The following is a 21,650-nucleotide window of genomic DNA, read 5'->3' as shown; positions in this document are numbered from 1 at the left end:
CACCCCCCTCGACACCAAGGACACTCCCCCGTGAAAGTCCACCACCTCAACTGCGGCACCATGCAGCCCCCAGGGGCCCCGCTCGTCTGCCACGTCCTCCTGATCGAGGCCGCGGGCGGCCTGGTGCTCGTCGACTCCGGTTACGGCCTCGACGACATCGCCGACCCCAGGCGGCGCGTCGGCCCCGCCCGCCACTTCGTCCGGCCGGTGTTCGACGCCGAGGAGACGGCAGCCCGCCAGGTCGAGAAACTGGGCTTCCGCCGCGAGGACGTCCGGCACATCGTCCTCACGCACTTCGACGCGGACCACATCGGCGGCCTGTCCGACTTCCCCTGGGCCGAGGTCCACCTCACCGCGGACGAGGCGCTCGGCGCCGTCCACTCCCCCTCCCGGCGGGAGCGCGTCCGCTACCAGAGCCCCCAGTGGGAGCACGGCCCCCGGCTCGTCGAGCACCGGCCCGAGGGCGAGAAGTGGCGCGGCTTCGCCGCCGCACGCGAACTCGACGCGATCGCCCCCGGCATCGTCCTGATCGCCCTGCCCGGGCACACCCGCGGCCACGCCGCCGTCGCGGTCGACGCCGGGCACCGCTGGCTGCTGCACGCCGGTGACGCCTTCTACCACTACGGCACGCTCGACGGGCACTCCCGCGTCCCCGGTTCCCTGCGGGGCATGGAGGCGCTCATCGCGTACGACGGCAGGAAGGTGCGCGACAACCACGACCGCCTCGCCGAGCTGTACCGACGGGCCGACCCCGGCCTTCTCATCGTCAACGCCCATGACCCGTCCCTGCTGGAGAAGGCACGCGCCACCGCGTAGCGGTGCCGGCCCCCGACACCCCCGCGCGGACCGGCACCCCACGCCGCTTCGATGCCCGCGGCGGGTCAGGAACCCCCCAGCCATCCCGGCCGGCCGGCTCCCCTGGGCACGAGGACCGGGTCGGTCCATCTCGGCGGGGTGGCGGAGAAGCGGACCGGCGGGGCGAGGGTGTGCAGGTCGCCCAACGGGGTGACGGCGTCGTACGCGTCGGGCTCGCGCAGGGTGTGCTCGTCGTCCCGCCCCGCACCGGCCGGGTCGACCAGGCCGAGGGTCCGGCACCACATGGCCGTACGGGTGAGATTGACCGTCACGTGCCAACTGCCGCCCTCGGTCGCTCTCCTGTGGAGCGCGGCCGTGGCGCCGAGCGCGCCCAGGTAGCCGGTGACGAAGTCGTTGATCATGCCGGTGACCGGGAGCCTCGGCTCTTCCGGGCTGCCCTCCAGAGCCATCAGGCCGGACGCGGCGGAGCCGTTCATGTCGAAGCCGCCGCGGTCGGCCCACGGGCCCGTCGAGCCGTAACAGGTGACCGAGACGCTGATCAGCCCCGGGTGGCGTTCCGCCAACTCCCGTGGATCCAGGCCGAGTTTCTCCAGCTTGCTGCCCCGGTGGTTGTTGACGACGACGTCCGCGCCGGCCAGCAGCACCTCGGCGAGTCCCCGGCCGTCCTCCTCGGTGAGGTCGATGTAGGCGCTGCGGGAACCGATGTTGGCCTCGTCGTAGATGAAGTCGTGCTCGTAGTCGTTGGGCCGGGTCGCGCACAGGACGTCCGCGCCCTGCTCGGCGAGGGTACGGCCGACCGTGGGGCCGGCGATGGCGTGTGTGAACGACAGCACGCGTACGCCTTCCAACGGCCGCCCGGAGGAAGGGAGTTCGCGAGGAGGGGCGTCGCCGACGCGGGCCAGCCCGATCACCGGCTGGGAGGCGAGGAGCCTGCCCTGCGGGTGGGCCAGCCACTCGTCGGGGGTGCGGGCCACGGACACCGGCAGGCCGGCGGCGTTCGCGGCCTCCTCCAGTTCGAAGGCGTCCCGGCGCGCGAAGGCCGCGGCGACCCTCTCCCGGTCCGGCGGCACGTCCAGGAAGCGCAGCCACTTCGCGGCCAGGTGCGGGTAGACGCCCGAGGCCATGACCGTGCGGCCGTCGCGGGTCCGGTACGAGTCGAGCAGGAACGGGTTGTCGGCCACCAGGGGGTGCGGGGGCGGGAAGCCGTTGAGGGTGGGGTGCCAGAAGGCGTGCGGGGTGATCCCGTGGACCGCCTGCCGCAGGTCCAGGTGGAGATCCTGGCCCTGTCCGGTGCGGTGCCGCCACAGGGCGGCCGCGCCGACCGCGCAGCCCATGACCGGGATGCCGATGGCCGCGCCGAGCCGGTGGCGGGCGGCCACGATCGGGTCCTGTCCGGCGAAGGTCACCCGGCCGCCGGCGTCGGCGGCGGACAGCCCCACTTCGGAGAGCAGCGCGTCCAGGGCCGCGACGGGGCTGAAGGAAGGAGGGGAGTCGGTCATGTGCGTCGGCTTTCTTCCGGTCCGGCAGACGGCTCGTACCGAGCGTCCCGTCCGCCGAAGGCACGGCGAAGACCCGCTTCTACCGGAACTGGTAGGTGACACCGCCTCGCAGGACTTGTGTTTTCCCGCCGCCCCGGAACGCCCGTGGGCCGGCAGGAGGAGGAGAGGAAATGGACGACCCGGAGCACCAGGTACAGGATCTTCCGGCCACCCATGCACCCGTGCCGGACAGCCCCGCGGCGGTCTTCTGGCGCAACCGTGCCACCGGCCTGTTCGACCGCCTCCCGCTGCCCGCGGCCTTCTGCCGGGCCGACGGCACGATCCTGCGGGCGAACCCCGCGCTGGCCGCCGAACGGGGCGTGCTCGCCGGGTCCCTGCGCGGCCGCAGTGCCCTCGGGCTCTTCCACCCGGAGACCCGGGGCCAGCTCCGTTCGATCACCGAGGCCATCCGTCTGCACCGCCGCTCGCGCTACCTCATCGACGTCCGCTGGACGACGGCGAAGGGGTCCGAGCGGCACGGGGAGGCGAGCGTCGATCTGGTGGGCGACGTCTTCCGCGACGAACCGAACCTGCTGATCATGGTCCGGGAGGCGGCGGAGGCCCGGGTGCCGGAGGCACTGAAAGCGACATCACACGTCCTCGCCACGGCGGACGGCGTGGAGACCCGTATCCTCGCCCTGACCGCCGGCGGCTGGACGACCGCCCGGATCGCCTCGGCCGTCGGTCTCACGCCGGACGGGGTCAACTACCACCTCAGGCAGTTGTCCCAGCGCTGGGGTGTGTCGGGCAGACCGGCGCTCGTCGCCCGGGCCTTCGTGGAGGGCGTCCTCGATCCCGACGCCTGGCCCCCTGCTCCTGCTCCTGCTCCTGCCCCTGCCTCTGCCCGGGAGTCGTCGGCAGCCGATTCTCCCCACGACCGTCGAAAGGTGCCGCCCGGTGGGACGACGTGAGAAGCCGCTCGACCCCGATGCCGGTCCCGTACAGCGGCTCGCCCATGACCTGCGCGCTCTGCGCGAGAAGGCCGGGAGGCCCACCTACCGGGAGATGGCCAGGCGGGCGGGCTATTCGGCGGCGGCACTGTCGCAGGCGGCGGCCGGGGAGCAGTTGCCCTCGCAGGCGGTCGTCCGGGCGTACGCCGAGGCGCTGGACGCCGATCCGCAGGAGTGGGAGGAGCGCCGGCGGGAGGCCGCCGGGGCCGCGCGGGAGAACGCGGCGCAGGACGACGACACCGCACCGCCGTACCGGGGGCTCGCGCGCTTCGAGCCGTACGACCGCGATCTGTTCTTCGGGCGGAAGCGGCTGGTCGGTGACGTGCTGGAGCTGGTGCGGGAGCACCGGTTCGCGGCCGTGTTCGGCCCCTCCGGCAGCGGCAAGTCCTCGCTGCTGCGCGCCGGCCTGGTCCCCGTGCTGCGGGAGGCGACCGGCGTCGGCCGGCCCGCGGTGATCCGCGTCCTGACACCCGGCGAGCACCCCGCCCGGACCCACGGCAAGGCGCTGCTGCCGCAGGACGGCGAGCAGGACACCTGGGTGGTCGTCGACCAGTTCGAGGAGGTGTTCACGCTGTGCCGGGACCGGGCGGAGCGGGACCGCTTCCTCGACCTCCTGCTCGCGGCCCGCGCACCCGGCAGCCGGCTGCGGGTCGTCGTCGCCGTGCGCGGTGACTTCTACGGCCACTGCGCCGCCCACCACGACCTCGCCGCCGCCGTCAGCCGTGCCGGCCTGCTCGTCGGTCCCATGAACCGCGACGAGCTGCGCGAGGTCGTCACCGGCCCGGCGGCGGCCGTCGGCCTCAACGTCGAGCGCGCCCTGACCGCCCGCGTCGTCGACGAGGTCACCGACCGTCCCGGTGCCCTGCCGATGCTGTCGCACGCCCTGCTGGAGACCTGGCGCCGGCGCCGGGGGCGGACCCTCACCCTGGCCGCGTACGAGGAGGCGGGCGGGGTGAGCGGCGCGATCGCCGCCACCGCCGAGCAGGCGTACGCCGCGCTCTCCCCGGACCAGGCCCGCACCGCCCGCCGCGTCCTGCTCCGCCTGATCGCCCCCGGTGCGGGCACGGCGGACACCCGCCGCCCCGCCGAGCGCGCCGAACTGGGGACCGGCCGGAACGCCGGCGTCGTCGTGGAGCGGCTCGCCGCGGCCCGCCTGATCACCGTCGACGACGGCACCGTGGAACTCGCCCACGAGGCCCTCATCACCGGCTGGCCCCGGCTGGGCGCGTGGATCGAGGAGGACCGCGAACGGCTGCACGAGCAGCGGAGGCTGAGAGAGGCGGCACGCGTCTGGGAGTCCCTGGGCCGGGACGCGGGGGCGCTGTACCGGGGAACCCAGCTGGCACGCGCGGAGGAGTTCTTCGGGGCACACGAGCCGACCGCCGGGACTGACACACCGGTCTCCGGGGCGTACGAGCCGACCGCCGGGGCATGCCAGCCGACCGCCGGGGCTGACACACCAGTCTCCGGGGCGCACCAGCCGACCGCCGGGACTGACACACCAGTCTCCGGGGCGCACCAGCCGACCGCCGGGACTGACACACCAGTCTCCGGGGCGTACGAGCCGACCGCCGGGGCATGCCAGCCGACCGCCGGGGCTGACGCGCCGGTCTCCGGGGCGCACCAGCCGACCGCCGGGACTGACACACCAGTCTCCGGGGCGTACGAGCCGACCGCCGGGGCTGACGCGCCGGTCTCCGGGGTGCGCGAGCCAGCCGCCGGGACTGACACGCCGGTCTCCCGGGCGTGCCAGCCGGCCGCCGAAGCTGACGTGCCGGTCTCCGGGGCGCCGGGCGACGACGATCTCACCCGACCCGAACGCGCCTTCCTCACCGCCTCGCTGGCCGCCCGTGCCGCCGAGCGGGCGGCTGCGGCCCGGGCCGTGAAGCGGACCCGTTCCTTCGCCGCCGCGCTCTCCGCACTGGTCGTGATCGCACTGGCCGCCGGTCTGCTGGCCTGGCAGCGCGACCGCAGCAGCGAGGCCGAGGCGGACAAGGCCGCCGCCCGCCGGATCGCCTCCGTCGCCGGCAGCCTGCGCTCGACCGATCCCCGCACCGCCGCCCTGCTCGGCGTCGCCGCCTGGCAGCTCGCCCCGCTGACCGAGTCCCGCGCCGCCCTGCTCGGCGCCCTCGCCCAGCCGGAGCGGGACGCGTTCACCGATCCGCAGACCGGCAAGGACACCCGGCGCTTCCTCGTCGATCACGGGCGGACCCTGATCAGCGTCGCCGGACGGGAGGCAACCGTCTGGGACGTCGCCCACGGGAAACGGACGGGTTCATACCGGTTGCCCGCCGACCTGGAGGCGGGCGCGGTGAGCCCCGACGGCACGGCCTTCGACCTCACCGGCGCGGACGGCGACCAGCTGTGGCAGCCGAAGGGCGACCGGACCGTCGCGGATCTGCGCGGCGCCGACGTGTCCATGGACTTCTCCGACGACGGCACCGGCTATCTGCTGAGCCCGCTCGACGGCGCCGGCACGGCCGAGGTGCACCGCCTGAGCGATGGAAAAGTCCTCTTCCGTACGGCGATTTCGGCCCCCGTGTCGGCGGCGGCGGTCGGCCCCGGCGGCCGGCTGGTCGTGCTCTGCCCCGCCGGTGGCTCGCCCCAGGTCTGGCGGGACGGCGCCCGGCTGTCCGGCGCCTGGGACGGCACCGACTCGTGCGGTACCGGCTCCGGCGCCGACTCGGGCGCGCCGATGGTCCGGCTCACCCCGGACGGGTCACGGCTGGCGGTGTCCGCCGGCAGCGGTGTCACCGTGTGGGACGTGTCGACCGGCCGCAGCGTCACGAGTCTGTCCGCCTCCGACCACTCCGGGCTCACCGGCGCCGCGCTCTCCCCGGACGGCGCGTTCCTCGCCCTCGCCGACGGCCAGGACATCCAGGTGTGGCGGCTCGGCGCCGATCCCGTCCAGGTCCTCGCCCGCTCCCTGTCCGGCACCGAGGCGGCCGACCTGGCCTGGGCCCCGGGGACGTCGAGGATCCTGCGCTTCCTCGACAACGGAACGGTCCGCACGTACGACCTCACCACCGCCCTGGCCCCGCGCTGGCAGCGGACCACGACCGACACCGCCGCCCTCGGCCCCGACGGCACGACCCTCGCCACGGCGACCCGGTCGGCCACCGGCTACCGCCTCGACCTCCGCTCCACCCGGACCGGCGCCGTACTCGCCCACGCCGTCCTCGGCGCCCTCCCGGCCGCCCCGGACCCGGCCCCCGTCCTCTCCTACAGCCCGGACGGCACGGCGGTCGCGGTCGCCGACGGCGACGGTTCCTCGCGCGTCCGGTTCAGCGTGTGGGACGTACGGGCGGGCACGGTGCGGACGTCGTTCGAGGTGCCCGGCGAGAGCATGGACACGGCGTCCGGGATCGCGCTCGGCCCCGGCGGACGCACGCTCCTGGTGCCCCGGCTGAAGGCCGGGGGCAGCGTCGTGGACGTGTGGGACACCGGGGGTTCCCGGGCCCGCCGGACGTCGACGCTGGCCGGTCCGGTCGGCGAGATCACGGCCGTGCGGCCGGACGGGCGGCTGGCGGCGAGTTCGTACGACGAGTACGCCCGGCTGCCCGCCGGGCGGGTCACCGGCCGTGCGCTCGCCGACGGCAGGAGGATCACCGCGCTGGTCTTCAGCCCCGACGGCGGCCGGCTCGCGGTCGGCGACGCCAGCGGGCGCGTCACGCTCTGGGACGGGGACGTCGAGCACCGGCTCGGTGTGCTGTCCGGTATCTCGTCGGCGGGCTCGCCCGAATCGGTCGGCGCGCTCGCCTTCGCCGCCGACGGGCACACCCTCGCCGTCGGCGGCGACGCGGGCAGCCTCCAGCTCTGGGACACCGACTCCCAGCAGTCCCTCGTCACCGAGCTGCCCGTCCCGGGGGACACGATCCTCTCGGTCTCCTTCGGCAGGGACGGCAGGACGCTGTACGCGAGCGGACCGCACGTCCCGCTCCAGAGGTACGCCGTCGATCCGGCCGAGGCCGTACGAACCGTTTGCGAACGCAGCGGCGGCGGGCTGAGCAGGGCGCAGTGGCGGGCGTACATCCCGGACGCGTCGTACCGGGAGATCTGCGGGCACTGACGCGATCGCACCCGGACCGACCCCTGCGGGCCGGATTTTTTGTTCAGGTGGTCGACGCCCCTCGCTGAACAACGCCTCGCCCGGTGAGATCGGGACGTGGCCGGGCTCCGGCCCGCTCCCCGCGCCCCACTCACCGAGGTACTACTCGCATGCGCAAACACCCTGCCCTCCTCCCTTCGCTGCTCCTGCTCGGCTCACTGGCCCTGACGACGGCCTGCTCGTCCGCGTCGACCGGGTCGTCCGGTTCCTCAGGGTCGGCAACGCAGGACGCGCGCGCCCAGGGCACCGCATCCGGCTCCTCCGCCGCCGTCACAGGCGTCGATCCGTCGCGGATCAAGGGCCTGGACGTCGTCAGCGACAGCAGCGAGCACAGCGCCTGCCGGTATGCGACCAGCTATCCGGCGGTGCCCGGCGCGGACGCGATGACGGCCTCGATGAAGAAGTACGTCAGCGGGCGCCTCGCGACCTTCCTCGGCACGGGCTCGGGCGGGCAGTCCACGGGAGAGTGCACCGACGGGTCCGGGGCCGGGAGCGAGCTGAACATCAGCTACCAGTTCCTGGTCGCCTCCGGCGACGTCCTCGGCGTACGGCTGTCGACACTGGACCGCGCGTCCGTCGGGGACGGACTGTCGACGACGACGTACTGGTACGACGGCGCGGCGGGCAGGGCGCGTACGGCGCTGGAGCTGATCGCCGACGACGAGCGCACGGCGCTGGTCGCCGCGGTCGAGAAGCAGCTCAAGGGGCGGGAGGGCATCGACGCGAGCCAGCTCAACTCGACGTTCGCCGACAAGACGGGCCTGGCCGACCTGCTGGACGACATGGAGCCGACCGCGAACGGCGGGCTGCGCATCGAGTTCGACCGGGACACCGTGGGCGTCCCCGCGGCCGGACGCTATGTCGTGTCGCTGCCCAGGGCGACGGTCACGCCGTTGCTGTCCGCCTTCGGCAGGCGCGTCCAGCGGCAGACCGTCAGCCCGGGCGGCACTCTCGACCTCGGCGCGAGCAGCGCCCCCTCGGCGGCCACCCCGACGCAGACGGCCTCGGGGACGGACACCACGGACTGCAAGCAGGTCAAGTGCATCGCCCTGACCTTCGACGACGGTCCGGCCGCCCCGGAGACGGCCACCCTGCTGGAATACCTCGCCCAGTACAAGGCCCGCGTCACCTTCTTCACCGTCGGGCAGAACGTCGCCGCCCACCCGGAGCTGGTGCGCGCCGAGGCGCGGGCGGGGCACGAGGTCGGCAACCACTCCTGGAACCACCCCGACCTCACCAAGCTCACACCGGACCAGATCGCCTACCAGCTCGACCGCACCAGCGCCGCGATCAAGGCCGCCACCGGCACGGCACCGACCCTCTTCCGCCCGCCCTACGGCGCGGTCGACGCCAAGGTGAAGTCGGCGACCACGCTCTCTCCGGTGCTGTGGGACGTGGACACCGAGGACTGGAAGTACCGCGACTCGGCGAAGGTCGCGAACACCGTGATCACCAAGGCGGCCCGCAACAGCGTCGTCCTGATGCACGACATCCACCCGACCTCGGTGGCGGCGGTCCCGGAGATCCTGCGCACCCTGACGGCCCGCGGCTTCCACTTCGTGACGGTCAGTCACCTTCGGGCCGCTCTCTGAGAACGCCTGCAGAACCCCCCGGACCTCCCGGACCTCCCGGATCTCCCGGATCTCCCGGACCTCCAAGAAGCGGAGACCTTCCTTGCACGACGAACCGGGCAGCGGGCTGCCCACCAAGCACAGGCTGAAGAGGCGTGGAAAGGCGACGGCCTTCGGCGCGGGTGCCGCCGCGCTGCTGGCGGTGGCCGGCCTCACCGCGGCCGCCGACATCTCCCTCGCGACACCCGCGGAACCGGTGCCGGACAGCCTGGCCGGGGCGGCCTCCAAGGTCACCCTGGTGACCGGGGACACCGTGGGTATGGACGCCGCCGGCCGGATCGTCGGGGTGACCCGGGGCGAGGGCCGTGCGGACATCCCGGTGTCCGTACGGCGCTACGGCGGACACACCTACGTCGTTCCGGCCGACGCGGCGGCGCTGCTGGCGAACGGGCGCCTGGACCGGCGGCTGTTCGACGTGACCCGGCTGGTGGCCGACGGCTACGACGACGCCCACCGCAGGACACTGCCGCTGATCGTCTCCTACAAGGGCTCCGCGGCGGACCGGGCCCAGCAGTCGGTCAAGTCGGTCGAGGCAGCGGTCGAACGGCAACTGCCCGCCGTGCACGGCCAGGCCGTGGCCGCCGACAAGCCCGACGCCACCAAGGTGTGGGAGGCGCTGACCGACCCGACCGGTGGCGGCGACAGCGCGGCCGCGACCACCGCACCCGGCGTGGACCGGGTCTGGCTGGACGCCAAGGTGCCTGCCCCGACGCAGAGTTCCGTCTCGCCCGATCCCACGCAGGGCACCGCGCAGATCCACGCCCCGGCCGCGTGGAAGGCCGGCTACGACGGCAAGGGCGTCAAGGTCGCGGTCCTGGACAGCGGCATCGACGCGACCCACCCGGACGTGAAGAACTCCATAGCCGCCGCGAAGGACTTCAGCGGCTCGGGCACCACGGACGACACCATGGGGCACGGCACGCATGTCGCCTCCACCATCGTCGGCTCGGGCGCGAAGAGCGACGGCAGGTACAAGGGGGTCGCGCCCGGGGCCAGGCTGCTGATCGGCAAGGTGTTCGACCGGGGCGGCACCCAGGAGTCCTTCCTCATCTCCGCGATGCAGTGGGCCACCGGACAGGGCGCCAAGGTCGTCAACATGAGCCTCGGCGGAGCCGACACCCCCGGCACCGACCCGCTGGAGAAGGCCGTGAACGACCTCTCCGCCTCCACCGGGGCACTCTTCGTCATCGCCGCGGGCAACAGCGGCCCCGACGCGAGCACCGTCAACTCCCCCGGCGCGGCGGCCGCCGCGCTCACCGTCGCCGCCGTGGACGGCGACGACAGACTGACGTCCTTCTCCAGCCGCGGCCCGACCGCCGACGGCGACCTCAAGCCGGACATCGCCGCTCCGGGCTGGAACATCATCGCCGCCAAGGCCGCCCACGGCACGGAGGGCGACGCGGTCTCCACCGCGGGCTATGTGAGGATGAGCGGCACCTCGATGGCCACCCCCCATGTCGCGGGCGCCGCCGCCATCCTCGCCCAGGAGCACCCCACCTGGACCGGGCAGCGGATCAAGGCCGCGCTGATGGACTCCGCAGTGGCCCTGAAGGACGCCTCCACGCCGTACGACGCGGGCGCGGGCCGGGTCGACGTGGCCGACGCCATCGCGCAGACCGTCGTCGCCGACCGGCCCGCCCTCAACTTCGGCCTCCAGAAGTGGCCGCACACCGACGACCAGCCGGTCACCAAGACCCTCACCTACAGCAACACCGGCGACCAGCCCGTCACCCTCGACCTCGCCGCGACCGGCACCGGCCCCGACGGCAAGGCCGCCCCGACCGGCCTGTTCACCCTGGCGGCCGACCGGCTGACCGTCCCGGCGGGCGGCACCGCCCAGGCCACCGTGACCGCCGACACACGCGCCGGAACGACGGACGGCACGTACTCGGGCAGCATCACGGCGAAGTCGGCCTCGGGCACGGACATCCACACCGTCCTCGGCGTCGTCCGCGAGGCGGAGTCGTACGACCTGACCCTCACCTTCACCGGCCGCGACGGCAAGGCGACGGGCCCGGCCCTCGCGAACGTCACGGGCCTGGACAACGGCAAGCAGTGGAGCTTCGGCGACGACGGAACCGGCACCCCGGCCGGCAAGGTCACCCTCCGCGTCCCCAGGGGCCGCTACCTCGTCGACGTCCAGCTCAAGGGCCGCGAGAACAACCAGGACGCGATGACGGAACTCGTCTCACCGGGCCTTGCCGTCGACAAGGACACCACCCTCGCGCTGGACGCCCGCACCGGCAAGCCCATCAAGGTCACCGCGCCCGACGCCCGTGCCCACCTCTACGACGGCCGGGTCGTCTACGGCGCCCACGGCACCAAGAAAGCCTACGACTACGCCGGCCTCGTCCTGCTGGGCGCGTCCAGCGCGTACGACCGCGTCTACCTCGCCCAGGCGGGCCCCGCCGCCCCCGCCTCGACCTTCCTCGCCCAGATCGGCGGTGTCTGGCAGCGCGGCACCACCGGCCCCCTGTACGACCTGGTCACCACCCGCAAGGGCTCCTTCTTCACCGGCCTGACCCGCACCTTCACCCGCCGAGGTCTGGCCGAGGTGGTCACGTCGATCGGCTCCAACGCCAAGGGCAGCACGGCCACCCCGAACGCGGGCTGGACGATGCCGGGCTGGTCCGACGTCTCCGGCCTCGCCGGCAGCGCCCTCGGCGCCAACCGCACGGTGCCCGCCGCCTCCGTCGTGCACTACGTGTCCACCGACGACGGCCTGCGCTGGAGCCTGGGCGCGAACGTCGGCAACGACACCTACCCCTACCTCGCCCTGCTGGCCCCGGCGGCGCCCCGGCGCTTCGAACCCGGCCGCGCCTACCGGGAGACGTACAACACCGGAGTCTTCGCCCCGGTCATCACCCCCTACACCGGCGTGGGCAGTCCGGGCGCCTCCCACAGCGGCACCTACTACGCCCTGTGCGTGCCGCTCCTCTCCGACGGCGCGGGTCACGTCAACGGCGCCGACGCCGACTGGCACTTCCGCCTCACCGCCGGCGGCAAGGTCATCGCCGACCGGCGCAAGGACCCCTGTGGCCTGGACGCGATGAGCGGCCTGCCCACGAAGCGGGCGACCTACCGGCTGAGCCTCGACGCCTCCCACCCCGCCCGGGACATCTCCGCGGGGAACAGGGTCTCGGCGGTGTGGACGTTCACCATGGACTACACGCCGGCCGACAAGCTCGATCAACTCCCGCTGTCCGTCGTCCGCTTCATGCCCAGGCTGAGCCTGACCAGCACCGCGAAGGCGGGCAGCCGGCTGACCCTCCCGATCGTCCTCCAGGGTCCGGCCGCGAAGAAGGGCGCCGTCAAGTCCCTGACCGTGCAGGTCTCCTACGACGGGGGACGCACCTGGAAGACGGCTCCCGTGCACACCGCCGCCGACGGCAGGCGCTCCCTCGTCCTCACCCATCCGGCCGAGCCCGGCACGGTCAGCCTCAGGGCGACCCTCGTGGACACCGGCGGCAACACGGTGACCGAGACCCTGCCGACGGCCTACCGCACCATCAGGTGAGGGACCTTCCCGTGCTGCTCACAGCGTGGCCGCCCCGGCCCGCAGGAACTCCATCGCCGCGTCGATGTCCGCCTTCTCGGGGTGATGGCACAGCTCACTGATGACCGCGGCCGCCGTGACGGCCACCATGCGGGGCCCGAACGCGTCCGGCGCGCTGCCGCTCTCCTCGGCGAAGAGCCGGGCCCCCTCCTGGACGACATCCGAGAGCCGGCCGTTGCTGACCGCCCTGAGCTCGGGGTTGAGGTCGAACATGCGCTCCGAGAGGTCGTCCAGGTCGCTGCGTTGAGCGATCTCGGCGCGCAGCCAGTGCTCAAGGGCGTCGAGGGTCAGCCAGCCCGGCTCGCGGTCGTTCAGCGCCGTCCGCAGCCGCTGCGCCAGCGCGTCCGAGCGGGCCAGCGCCAGCTCCAGTTTGGAGGGGAAGTAGAGCGTGACCGTGCGCGGCGAGACCTCCGCCGCCTCGGCGATGTCGGCGATCGTCGTCGCCTCGAAACCCCGCTCGGCGAAGAGCTCGTACGCCGACCGGAGGATCGCTTCCCTGCGCCGGGCCTTACTGCGCTCCCGGAGCCCGTCCCTCGGCTCGTTGGTCACCATACCCAGATATTACCATCGGGCGCTAATTTACAGCCGACTGCAATTATGCCTTAGGCTGCATCGTGTGAGGGGCGCCGTCACGGCACTCCCGGAACCACACGACGAAGGGACGGCGCGGACATGGCGTCTCGCCTCTACGCATGGACGCTGCTGGCGGTACGCCGCCGCGGCCGGGTCATCGCGGCCTGGATCCTCCTGCTGGCCGCGGTCGGCGCACTCGGGATCACCGTCCACGGCAAGGTGGCCTCGGACTTCACGGTCCCGGGCATCGAGTCGCAGCAGGCCCAGGACCTCCTGGAGAAGAAGTTCCCGGACGCCGCGGGCGGTGTGATCCGCGTGGTCTACGCGGCGCCCGAGGACAGCGCCCTGACGAAGACGGCGAGCAGGACGGCCGTCGAGCGGGGGCTGGCGAAGGCGGCGGGGATCCCGGGGGTCGTACAGGTCACCGACCCGTTCAGGACCGGGTCGCTCTCCGCCGACAAGCGCATCGGCTACGCCGACGTCCGCTTCCGGCAGGACGCCGCCGACGTCACCCAGGACGCCAAGGACACCCTGAGCCGCGCCATGGCCCCGGCCCGGAAGGCGGGCCTGGACGTCGAGTACGGCGGAACGGCGATGAAGGCCCAGACCAGTGTCGGCGGCCCGGCCGAACTCGTCGGTGTCGTCCTGGCCCTCGTCGTCCTGGCCCTCACCCTCGGCTCGCTCGTGGCGGCCGGACTGCCGCTGCTGACCGCGGTCGTGGGCGTGGCCATCGGCGTGCTGGGCGTGAAGTTCGTCTCGACATGGGTGTCGATCACCGGCACGTCCACCGTGCTCGCCCTCATGATCGGCCTGGCGGTGGGCATCGACTACGCCCTGTTCATCATCTCCCGCCACCGCGAGCAGCTCACCGACCCCGACATGGACGTCGAGGACTCGATCGCCCGGGCCGTGGCCACCGCGGGCAGCGCGGTCGTCTTCGCCGGCGCCACCGTGATCATCGCCCTGGCCGCGCTGTCCGCGACCGGCATCCCCTTCCTGGCCGTGATGGGCCTGTCGGCCGCGGCCACCGTGCTGATCGCCGTCCTCATCGCCGTCAGCCTCGTCCCCGCCCTACTCGGCCTGTTCGGCGAACGACTGCGCCCCCGCGCCAGGAAGCCCCGCCCCGGCCGCCGCGAGCGCGTCCCCGGCTCCTGGGGCCTGGCCTGGGCCCGCGCCGTCACCCGCCGCCCGCTGATCGTCCTCCTCACCGGCGTGACCGCGCTCCTCGCGCTCGCCCTGCCCGCCCGCAACCTCCGCCTGGGACTGCCCAGTTACGCCTCCTCCCCCACCTCCAGCACCCAGCACAAGAGCTACGACCTGCTGTCGAAGGGCTTCGGCGCGGGCTTCAACGCGACCCTCGTCGCCGTCGTCGAGACCGGGGACATACCCGCCGGGAAGGTCACGGCCACCGTCACCCGCCTGCGCACGTCACTGGCCGGGGACTCCGACGTGGCGGCGGTGTCGAAGCCGGTCCCCAACTCCGACAAGAGCCTCGTCGTGATGGCCGTCGTACCGAAGACCGGACCCGACGCCCAGGCCACCACCGACATGGTCCACCGCCTGCGCGACAACGCCCCGGCCGTCGCCAGGGCCGGCGGCACCCTCTACATCGCCGGCCAGACGGCCGCGGCCATCGATGTCGCCCACAAACTCTCCGGCGCCCTCCCGCTCTTCGTCGCGATCATCGTGGTCCTGGCGCTGATCCTGCTCACGCTCGCCTTCCGGTCGCTGCTGGTGCCGCTCAAGGCGACCCTCGGCTTCCTGCTCTCGATCGCGGCCGCCATCGGCACCACGGTCTGGGTCTTCCAGTACGGCCACCTCGACGGCCCGCTCGCCATCCCCTCGGCCGGACCGGTCACCAGCTTCCTGCCGGTCCTCCTCATCGGCGTCCTGTTCGGACTCGCCATGGACTACGAGGTGTTCCTCGTCAGCCGGATGCGCGAGCACCACGAGAACACGCGCGACCCGCAGCAGGCCGTCGTGCAAGGCGTCGCCCGCAGCGGACGCGTGGTCAGCGCCGCGGCGCTCATCATGGCCGCGGTCTTCGCGGGGTTCATCTTCAACGAGGACCCGGTCATCAAGTCCATCGGCTTCGCGCTCGCCGTCGGCGTCCTCATCGACGCCTTCCTCGTCCGCATGACCCTCGTCCCGGCCGCCATGGCCCTCCTCGGCCGCCGTGCCTGGAGCCTCCCCCGATGGCTCGACCGCGCGCTGCCCGACGTCGACATCGAGGGCGCCGACCTTCCTGAGCGCGCCGCACGGGAACGCGACGACGAGCCGGAGAAAGCCGCCGTGGGATGACCCCGGCACCGGCTGACAAGACCCTCCACCCCACCCCCGTCAGGAGACAGAAATGAAGATCGCCGTCCTGGGTGCCACCGGAAACATCGGCACCCGCCTCCTCGAACAGGCCCTCTCCGGCGGGCACGAGGTCATCGCCTACGTCCGCCGTGCCGATGCCGTGGTCCCACGGGCCGGGCTGACGGTCGTCCAGGGATCGCTGGACGACGAGGCGGCCCTGTCCAAGGCCTTCGCCGGCGCGGACGCCGTGGTCTCGTGCATCGGCGTCCCGCTGCGCGCGAAGAAGCCGGTCGACCTGATGCAGCGCACCCTGCCCGTCATCACCCGCGCGACGCGTAACGCGGGCATCCAGCGGTTCGTGCTGGTCTCCGCGTTCGGTGTCGGCGACACGGCGCGGAAGGGTTCGTTCCTGGCCCGGCTCGTCTACCGCACCGTCGTCGCCCCCATCTTCAAGGACAAGGAACTCGCCGAGGAGATCCTCCCCTCGACCGGCCTGAACTGGACGACCGTCTACCCGGTCAACCTCAAGGACGCCCCGGCGGCCGCCTCGGCCGCCGTCAAGCGCCTCGACCATGTGGCCAAGGTCCCCGGTCTGCCCACGCTGCCGTTCGCAAACGTCGCGACCGCGCTGCTCGACATCGTGAAGAGCAACGACCCCTCCGAACAGCGGCTGCTCATCACGACCGAGACCGGCTGGAAGCCACGGCACCACGCCTGACGGGCGGTGTCAGGAGTGTGTCTCGACGCGGCGGCGGATCGCGTCGAGGAGCATCTCCAGCCCGAACTCCATCTCCGCCTCGTGGTCGCAGACCGACAGTTCCGAGGCCGCCGCGGCGACCGCGGGCAGTCCGCTGTCGACGAGTTCCTTCTCCCGCATGGCCGTCACGCCCGGGATGGCACCGGCGTAGGTCGGTGCGAAACCCACCTCCCGGGAGAGCGTCCCGATCAGGAAGGCGATGAAGGCGCGCAGCACATGGACGGCGGCGGCGCCCTCCAGTCCCGCACGGTTCAGCACCCGCAGCGCGGCCTCCACGACCGGCATGGCCGCGGGGGCGTTCAGGCGCCTGGTCAGCACCAGGGACGCGGAGCGGGGGTATTCCAGGGCGGCGACGCGGAAGGACCGGGCCAGCGCACGCAGTCCGTCCTCCCACGGCATCTCGTCGACCTCGGGAATCCTGATCCCGCTCAGGATCACGTCCGCCATGGCGTCGAGCACGTCGGTCTTGTCGTCGACGTGGTTGTACAGCGACATGGTCCGCACCCCGACCGCCGCCGCGATCTTGTGCAGCGACAGTTTCTCCATGCCCTCCGTCTCGGCCACGACCAGGGCCTGGCGCACGATCTCCGTCCTGGTCAGTGGCCCACGGCGGGTCATCCGCTCTGCCATCGCCCCTCCTCCGGTCAGCCGTAGTGCCTGGCAGCGGCCATCAACTTATCTCATAAGTTTCAAGTGGGACGAAGACGGCGCCGGCCCGGGGGTCCCAGCGGTGGCGAGTATCGCCGCTCGGGTCCGGCCGAGGATCGCCGCGCGGGCATCCGGAGTGCCGCACCGCAGGGCGACGGCGACGCCTTGGACGAGGATGCGGGCGGCGAGCTCACCGACCGCCCCCTCGGGGCTTTCGCGGGCTTCGGACCCCAGGGCACGGGCCAGACAGGCCGAGAGTGCCTGGAGCAGCACGTTCGGTTCGTCCTGCGGCTCCGCACCGCACAGGAGGGGCAGAAGGGCCGGCCGGCGCTCCGCGAGTGCGGCCAGCGCTTCGCACACCTCCTCCACCCCCGCCTTGGCCCGCCCCGGCAGTTCGGCCGCCAACCGCCGCAGCAGCGCGTCCACCACGGCCCGCCGGTGCGGGAAGTACTGATAGAGGGTGCCGGGCGACACGCCCGCGCGCCGTGCCAGCGCGTTCATCCCGGCGTCGGCCACCCCGACGGACGCGACGAGTCCCTCCGCCGCTTCCAGGATCTGCTCGGCGCGCCGCAGGCCACGCGGCTGCCGCCGCCGGCTTCCACCCTCCGGCTTCGGAGCACCCCGGGCGCCGGAACCAGTGCGGGCGCCGGAGCCGGTACCGGTCACGGGCGCGTCTCCCGTGGACCCCCGTCGTACGGCACGCCCACCCGTGCCGCCAGTCCGGCGATGAGCAGTTCGACGCCGTGCCGGAACTCGGCCTCGTGGTCGCTCACCGCCAGATAGGGCGCGGCGGCGGTCAGCACGGGGTCGGCCACGGCCACGATCTCGTCGATGCGGCGCTTGACCTGGCCGGGTTCGACCGCGCCCGCGGTGATGGCCGAGCCGAGCTCCCTCATGATCATGCCGACGGTGTACCCGGCGAAGCTCCGCACCACGTGGACGAGTTCCTGAGGGGAGAGAGCGAGCTCGGGGAAGCCCGCCAGGGCGCAGCGGATGCTCTCCAGGGCCGCCGGTGACTGGGTGGGCCGGGTCAGGACCAGCGTGAACGCCTTGGGGTGGCGCAGCGCGGCGGCGCGGAAGGCGGCGGCATGGGCGCGCGCACGCTCCTGCCAGGTGCCCGCGCCGGCCCCGGAGAAGTCGACCCCGCCCAGCAGCACCTCGGCGACGCCGTCCAGCAGGGCGTCCTTGTTCGGCACGTGGTTGTAGAGCGACATCGCCTCGACGCCCAGCTCACCGGCGAGTTTCCGCAGGGAGAAGGAGTCGGGGCCGTCCCTGTCGATCAGCGCCAGCGCCGCGTCGACGACCTTCTCCCGTGTCAGGCCGAGCCGCCTGCCCCGGCCGGTGCCCCGGACCTCCATCGCGGCACCCCTCCCTCCGCATCGAAGTCTTGACATCATTTATTACGTAAGTCTAGCTTGAGGAAACAGTGGACATACACTATAAGTTTCGCATCGGAGAACACTCATGACCAGCACCATGCGCGCGCTCATGGGCGGCGCCGGCCCCGAATGGGAAGCCCGTGACGTCGCCGTCCCCGAGCCGGGGCCGGGGCAGATCCGGGTCCGGGTGCGGGCAGCCGCCGTGAACCGGGCGGACCTGTACATGCTCCAGGGCACCTACAACCCCCGGGCGAAGACCAGCGACCTGTTCACCGCGGGCCTCGAATTCGCCGGTGAGGTCGACGCGATCGGCGCCGACGTGCCGTACGCGGCCGTCGGTGACCGGGTCATGGGCGTCACGCTCGGCGCCTTCGCCCCGTACGCGCTGGTCGACCACCGGCATGTGATCACGGTGCCGGAGTCCCTGTCATGGACGGACGCGGCGGCCCTGCCCGTGGCCCTGGCGACCGAGCACGACGCCCTCACCCAGGGCGGGTTCGGCCTGAAGCAGAGCGTGCTCGTCGTGGGCGCCACGTCGTCGGTCGGCCTCGTCGCCGTACAACTGGCCAAGGCGCTCGGCGCGTCCCGGGTCATCGCGACCACCACCTCGGACGGCAAGGCCGACGCCCTGAAGGCGGTCGGCGCGGACGCGGTCGTCAACACGGCGTCCGAGAACCTCGCCGAGGCCGTGGCAGCCGCCAACGGCGGCGAGGGAGCCGACCTCACCCTCGACCACGTGGGCGGGCAGCTCTTCGCGGACACCTTCCCGGCCACCCGGATCGGCGGCACCGTCGTCAACGTCGGCCGGCTCGCCGGAGCCGAGTCGACCATCGACCTCAACCAGCTGTCGTTCCGGCGCCTGACCGTCATCGGTACGACGTTCAGCGTGCGCACCCCCGACGAGCTGGCCGACGTCTGCGCCGCCCTCATGACCGATGTCGTACCCGCCGTGGCGGAGGGCCGGGTCCGCGCCGTCGTCGACAGCGTTTTCGCCTTCGACGACGCCAAGGCGGCGGCCGACCGCATGCGGTCCAACGAGGCCGTCGGAAAGATCGTTCTGGAACTGCCGGAATTCTGAGAGAGAAGAGAGCCGCAGCATGAGCCGTGTTTTCGGGCAGATCGCGCAGATCGGATACGTCGTCCGCGACCTGCACGCCGCGATGGAGTTCTGGGTCGCCCAGGGCGTCGGTCCGTGGTTCTACCAGGAGCCGGTGCAGACGGACTGGTTCACCTACCGGGGCGTGGAGTCCGGTATGCAGATGGCCGCCGCGATCGCCAACTCCGGTGACATACAGATCGAGTTGATCCAGCCGCTCAACGACGAACCGTCCCTCTACAAGGACTTCCTGGACTCCGGGCACGAGGGCGCGCAGCACGTCGCCTACTGGAGCAAGGACTACCAGGAGCTCTACGACCGCGCCCTGTCCCTCGGCTACACCGTCGCCCAGGAGGGCGCGATCCAGGGCGGCCGGTTCGCCTACCTCGACACCGAGACGCACCCCGGCACGGTCATCGAGATCTCCGACATCGGCGGCGCCAAGGGCGAACTCTTCGCCGCACTGCGGGAGATGGCGGCCACCTGGGACGGCACCAACCCCGTCAACAAGGTCGGCTGACACCACCGTACGAAGGAAGACCGAGGAACAAACCCGTGGACTACCCCGATCTGACCGCGCTCCCCGCCGATCTCCAGAAGGTCGCCGCCGAGCGGTCCGCCGTCAACATCTACCGCATGGTGTTCCACTCGCCCGCCCTGGCGCCCGCCTTCCTGCAGATGGCCGACGCGATCTTCCAGAGCGCTCTCCCGCACCCGCTGCGCGAACTCGCCATCCTCCGCGTCGGACACACCTACCGGGCGCCGTACGAGATCCACCACCACGAGAACATCGGCCGCCTCCTCGGCCTCGACGAGGCCGGCATCGCCGCCGCCAGGACCGGTTCGGCCGAGGGGCTGTCGGCGGAGCAGACGGCGATCCTCGCCCTGACCGACCGGCTGCTCGCCCAGCACACCCTCACCGAGACCGACCGCGCCGAGGCGCTGGAGTTCCTCACGGCGGGCGAAGTCTCCGACCTGGTGCTCACGGTCGGCTTCTACCAGCTGGTCTGCAACTTCCTCAACACCTTCGGCGTGACGACCGAGGGCGAGAAGGCCCCGTACTGAATCCCCTCCGCACTGCCCTCGCCCACCATCCTCCGGGAGACCCAATGAAGCTCGCCTGGCAGGACTCCGACGTCCTCGACATGCCCACCCTCGGCACCCGTGTCCCCGCCTTCGATGGCCTGGCCGAAGTCCCCGGCGGGTACGGCGCCAAGCTCGCCTGGGCCCGCAGTCAGGCCAAGGTGTTCCGGTCCGAGTTCACCGCCACCGGCACCCCCGACAGCGTCGCCACCTGCGATCTGATCACACTGCCGTACCCCACCAGGTTCGGCCTGTTCCGGGCCAGTCGGGCCGTCGCGCCGTTCGTGTCGATCACCAACCGCATGCTGGTCGTGCGGTGGACGGAGAGCGACGGACGCGGGCGGGTGCTGCTGTTCGAGCCCAGCGACCACGAACTCGGCCAGAACACGCCGTACTTCGCCGCCCTGATCCGCCGTACCCCCAAACCGTTGCAGTCGCTGCTCACCACCGAACACGGCACGGTCCTGGGCCATCTGGCCCGCCTCGGCATCAAGCCGGCCGACGTCGACTACCTGCTCTTCGACCACCTGCACACCCAGGACCTGCGCCGCTGGGTGGGCACGACGAGGCCGCAGTCCGACCTCGGCGGCGCCACCGTCACCCCCGCCTTCCCCAACGCCAAGGTCGTCGTGCAGCGCCACGAGCTGCTCGCCATGTCCCAGCTGCACCCGCTCCAGCAGCCCTGGTACCAGCCGGGGACCTACCAGGACGTACGGCCGGACGCGTTCCTCGCCGTCGACGGCTCGCTGCTCCTCGGGCCGGGCGTGGCCGTGGTGGAGACCCCGGGGCATGTCCTCGGCAACCAGACCCTGGTCCTGAACACCTCCACCGGCGTCTGGGCGTCCAGCGAGAACGTCATCGCCGCCGAGTGCCTCACCCCCGAGCACTCCCGTATGCCGGGCCTCGCCCGCTGGTCCCGCACCTGGGGCCAGGAGGTGGTGCTGAACGCCAACACGATCGAGACCACGGCCGAGCAGTACAACTCGCTGATCATCGAGAAGACCCTGGTCGACCGCTCCCAGGCCGACCCCCGCTTCCTGCAGTTCTTCCCCTCCAGCGAACTGACCGCGTCCTGGGCCAACCCGGGAACCACCCCCACTTTCACCCACAGGGCGATCACCCACTCGTGAGCAGCGCCGCGCCGGCCGCCGTTCCCTCCGTCGGCGTGCCGCGCCCCCGGGCCGGAGAGCTCGACGATGTCGGCCTCCGGCCCG

At 72.6% G+C, this 21,650-nt stretch carries 16 protein-coding genes; 11 read left to right on the top strand and 5 right to left on the bottom strand.

What is annotated here, in order from left to right:
• The first annotated feature begins 30 nt into the window (after window positions 1-30).
• On the top strand, window positions 31-816 hold the full coding sequence (locus AB0D85_RS17605) for an MBL fold metallo-hydrolase (RefSeq protein ID WP_362320645.1): 786 nt from the start codon (window positions 31-33) through the stop codon (window positions 814-816).
• Window positions 817-881: 65 nt separating this feature from the next.
• Here AB0D85_RS17605 and AB0D85_RS17600 read toward each other — a convergent pair whose 3' ends face one another.
• The gene (locus AB0D85_RS17600; RefSeq protein ID WP_362320642.1) at window positions 882-2,315 is read right to left on the bottom strand and encodes a CoA transferase; all 1,434 of its coding nucleotides are present in this window, start codon (window positions 2,313-2,315) and stop codon (window positions 882-884) included.
• A gap of 170 nt (window positions 2,316-2,485) precedes the next feature.
• Here AB0D85_RS17600 and AB0D85_RS17595 point away from each other — a divergent pair, with 170 nt between their 5' ends.
• The 4 genes from AB0D85_RS17595 to AB0D85_RS17580 all read left to right on the top strand — a co-directional run bounded on the left by AB0D85_RS17595 (window position 2,486) and on the right by AB0D85_RS17580 (window position 12,560).
• Window positions 2,486-3,265: a PAS domain S-box protein gene (locus tag AB0D85_RS17595; RefSeq protein WP_362320639.1), complete on the top strand. Its 780-nt coding sequence runs from the start codon at window positions 2,486-2,488 to the stop codon at window positions 3,263-3,265.
• Window positions 3,252-7,373 carry a helix-turn-helix domain-containing protein gene (locus AB0D85_RS17590; RefSeq protein ID WP_362320637.1) on the top strand — a complete coding sequence of 1,374 codons (4,122 nt, stop codon included), beginning with the start codon at window positions 3,252-3,254 and terminating at the stop codon, window positions 7,371-7,373. The genes AB0D85_RS17595 and AB0D85_RS17590 overlap by 14 nt, the downstream gene beginning before the upstream one ends.
• A gap of 149 nt (window positions 7,374-7,522) precedes the next feature.
• A complete protein-coding gene (locus AB0D85_RS17585; protein WP_362320634.1) occupies window positions 7,523-9,004 on the top strand; it encodes a polysaccharide deacetylase family protein in 1,482 nt (493 codons plus the stop codon).
• An 82-nt stretch (window positions 9,005-9,086) separates the two neighbouring features.
• A complete protein-coding gene (locus AB0D85_RS17580; protein WP_362320631.1) occupies window positions 9,087-12,560 on the top strand; it encodes a S8 family serine peptidase in 3,474 nt (1,157 codons plus the stop codon).
• Window positions 12,561-12,578: 18 nt separating this feature from the next.
• On the opposite strand, the gene AB0D85_RS17575 is transcribed toward AB0D85_RS17580, so the two are convergent.
• Window positions 12,579-13,151: a TetR family transcriptional regulator gene (locus AB0D85_RS17575; RefSeq protein WP_362320628.1), complete on the bottom strand. Its 573-nt coding sequence runs from the start codon at window positions 13,149-13,151 to the stop codon at window positions 12,579-12,581.
• A 120-nt stretch (window positions 13,152-13,271) separates the two neighbouring features.
• Between AB0D85_RS17575 and AB0D85_RS17570 the strand changes: the two genes are divergently transcribed.
• Together AB0D85_RS17570 and AB0D85_RS17565 are read left to right on the top strand one after the other, a co-directional pair.
• Window positions 13,272-15,473, top strand: a complete 2,202-nt coding sequence (locus AB0D85_RS17570; protein ID WP_362320625.1) for an MMPL family transporter — start codon at window positions 13,272-13,274, stop codon at window positions 15,471-15,473.
• A gap of 52 nt (window positions 15,474-15,525) precedes the next feature.
• Window positions 15,526-16,191 (top strand): NAD(P)H-binding protein, encoded by a 666-nt coding sequence (locus tag AB0D85_RS17565; RefSeq protein ID WP_362320621.1) that lies wholly within the window; start codon window positions 15,526-15,528, stop codon window positions 16,189-16,191.
• Window positions 16,192-16,200: 9 nt separating this feature from the next.
• On the opposite strand, the gene AB0D85_RS17560 is transcribed toward AB0D85_RS17565, so the two are convergent.
• The 3 genes from AB0D85_RS17560 to AB0D85_RS17550 are packed head-to-tail and all read right to left on the bottom strand — an operon-like array spanning window position 16,201 to window position 18,236.
• Window positions 16,201-16,860, bottom strand: a complete 660-nt coding sequence (locus AB0D85_RS17560) for a TetR/AcrR family transcriptional regulator C-terminal domain-containing protein (RefSeq protein ID WP_362320618.1) — start codon at window positions 16,858-16,860, stop codon at window positions 16,201-16,203.
• Window positions 16,861-16,905: 45 nt separating this feature from the next.
• Window positions 16,906-17,544 (bottom strand): TetR/AcrR family transcriptional regulator, encoded by a 639-nt coding sequence (locus AB0D85_RS17555; protein ID WP_362320615.1) that lies wholly within the window; start codon window positions 17,542-17,544, stop codon window positions 16,906-16,908.
• Window positions 17,541-18,236, bottom strand: a complete 696-nt coding sequence (locus AB0D85_RS17550; RefSeq protein WP_362320612.1) for a TetR/AcrR family transcriptional regulator C-terminal domain-containing protein — start codon at window positions 18,234-18,236, stop codon at window positions 17,541-17,543. Before AB0D85_RS17550 ends, AB0D85_RS17555 begins: the two co-directional genes overlap by 4 nt.
• A 106-nt stretch (window positions 18,237-18,342) precedes the next feature.
• Here AB0D85_RS17550 and AB0D85_RS17545 point away from each other — a divergent pair, with 106 nt between their 5' ends.
• Genes AB0D85_RS17545 through AB0D85_RS17530 form a run of 4 tightly spaced genes read left to right on the top strand, consistent with a single transcriptional unit; the run spans window position 18,343 to window position 21,566 of the window.
• Complete coding sequence (locus AB0D85_RS17545) at window positions 18,343-19,335, top strand: zinc-binding dehydrogenase (RefSeq protein ID WP_362320609.1); 993 nt, start codon at window positions 18,343-18,345, stop codon at window positions 19,333-19,335.
• Window positions 19,336-19,354: 19 nt separating this feature from the next.
• Window positions 19,355-19,873, top strand: a complete 519-nt coding sequence (locus tag AB0D85_RS17540) for a VOC family protein (protein ID WP_362320606.1) — start codon at window positions 19,355-19,357, stop codon at window positions 19,871-19,873.
• 35 nt (window positions 19,874-19,908) lie between these two features.
• Complete coding sequence (locus AB0D85_RS17535) at window positions 19,909-20,418, top strand: carboxymuconolactone decarboxylase family protein (protein WP_362320603.1); 510 nt, start codon at window positions 19,909-19,911, stop codon at window positions 20,416-20,418.
• Between the two features lie 44 nt (window positions 20,419-20,462).
• Window positions 20,463-21,566, top strand: coding sequence for a hypothetical protein (locus AB0D85_RS17530; RefSeq protein ID WP_362320600.1), 1,104 nt, complete (start codon window positions 20,463-20,465; stop codon window positions 21,564-21,566).
• The last annotated feature ends 84 nt before the right edge of the window (window positions 21,567-21,650 follow it).

This window comes from Streptomyces sp. NPDC048277 (assembly GCF_040652235.1).
Classification (GTDB): Bacteria; Actinomycetota; Actinomycetes; order Streptomycetales; family Streptomycetaceae; genus Streptomyces.
The sequence above is the reverse complement of the archived record's forward strand: the minus strand, read 5'-3'. Positions and strand labels throughout refer to the sequence as shown.

What these genes read in the sequence shown, in the direction of transcription:
- AB0D85_RS17540 (WP_362320606.1), top strand. Translation starts at nt 19,355, where the DNA reads ATGAGCCGTGTTTTCGGGCAGATCGCGCAGATCGGATACGTCGTCCGC.
- AB0D85_RS17565 (WP_362320621.1), top strand. Translation starts at nt 15,526, where the DNA reads ATGAAGATCGCCGTCCTGGGTGCCACCGGAAACATCGGCACCCGCCTC.
- AB0D85_RS17570 (WP_362320625.1), top strand. Translation starts at nt 13,272, where the DNA reads ATGGCGTCTCGCCTCTACGCATGGACGCTGCTGGCGGTACGCCGCCGC.
- AB0D85_RS17600 (WP_362320642.1), bottom strand. Translation starts at nt 2,315, where the DNA reads ATGACCGACTCCCCTCCTTCCTTCAGCCCCGTCGCGGCCCTGGACGCG.
- AB0D85_RS17585 (WP_362320634.1), top strand. Translation starts at nt 7,523, where the DNA reads ATGCGCAAACACCCTGCCCTCCTCCCTTCGCTGCTCCTGCTCGGCTCA.
- AB0D85_RS17575 (WP_362320628.1), bottom strand. Translation starts at nt 13,151, where the DNA reads ATGGTGACCAACGAGCCGAGGGACGGGCTCCGGGAGCGCAGTAAGGCC.
- AB0D85_RS17560 (WP_362320618.1), bottom strand. Translation starts at nt 16,860, where the DNA reads ATGGCAGAGCGGATGACCCGCCGTGGGCCACTGACCAGGACGGAGATC.
- AB0D85_RS17595 (WP_362320639.1), top strand. Translation starts at nt 2,486, where the DNA reads ATGGACGACCCGGAGCACCAGGTACAGGATCTTCCGGCCACCCATGCA.
- AB0D85_RS17530 (WP_362320600.1), top strand. Translation starts at nt 20,463, where the DNA reads ATGAAGCTCGCCTGGCAGGACTCCGACGTCCTCGACATGCCCACCCTC.
- AB0D85_RS17550 (WP_362320612.1), bottom strand. Translation starts at nt 18,236, where the DNA reads ATGGAGGTCCGGGGCACCGGCCGGGGCAGGCGGCTCGGCCTGACACGG.
- AB0D85_RS17545 (WP_362320609.1), top strand. Translation starts at nt 18,343, where the DNA reads ATGACCAGCACCATGCGCGCGCTCATGGGCGGCGCCGGCCCCGAATGG.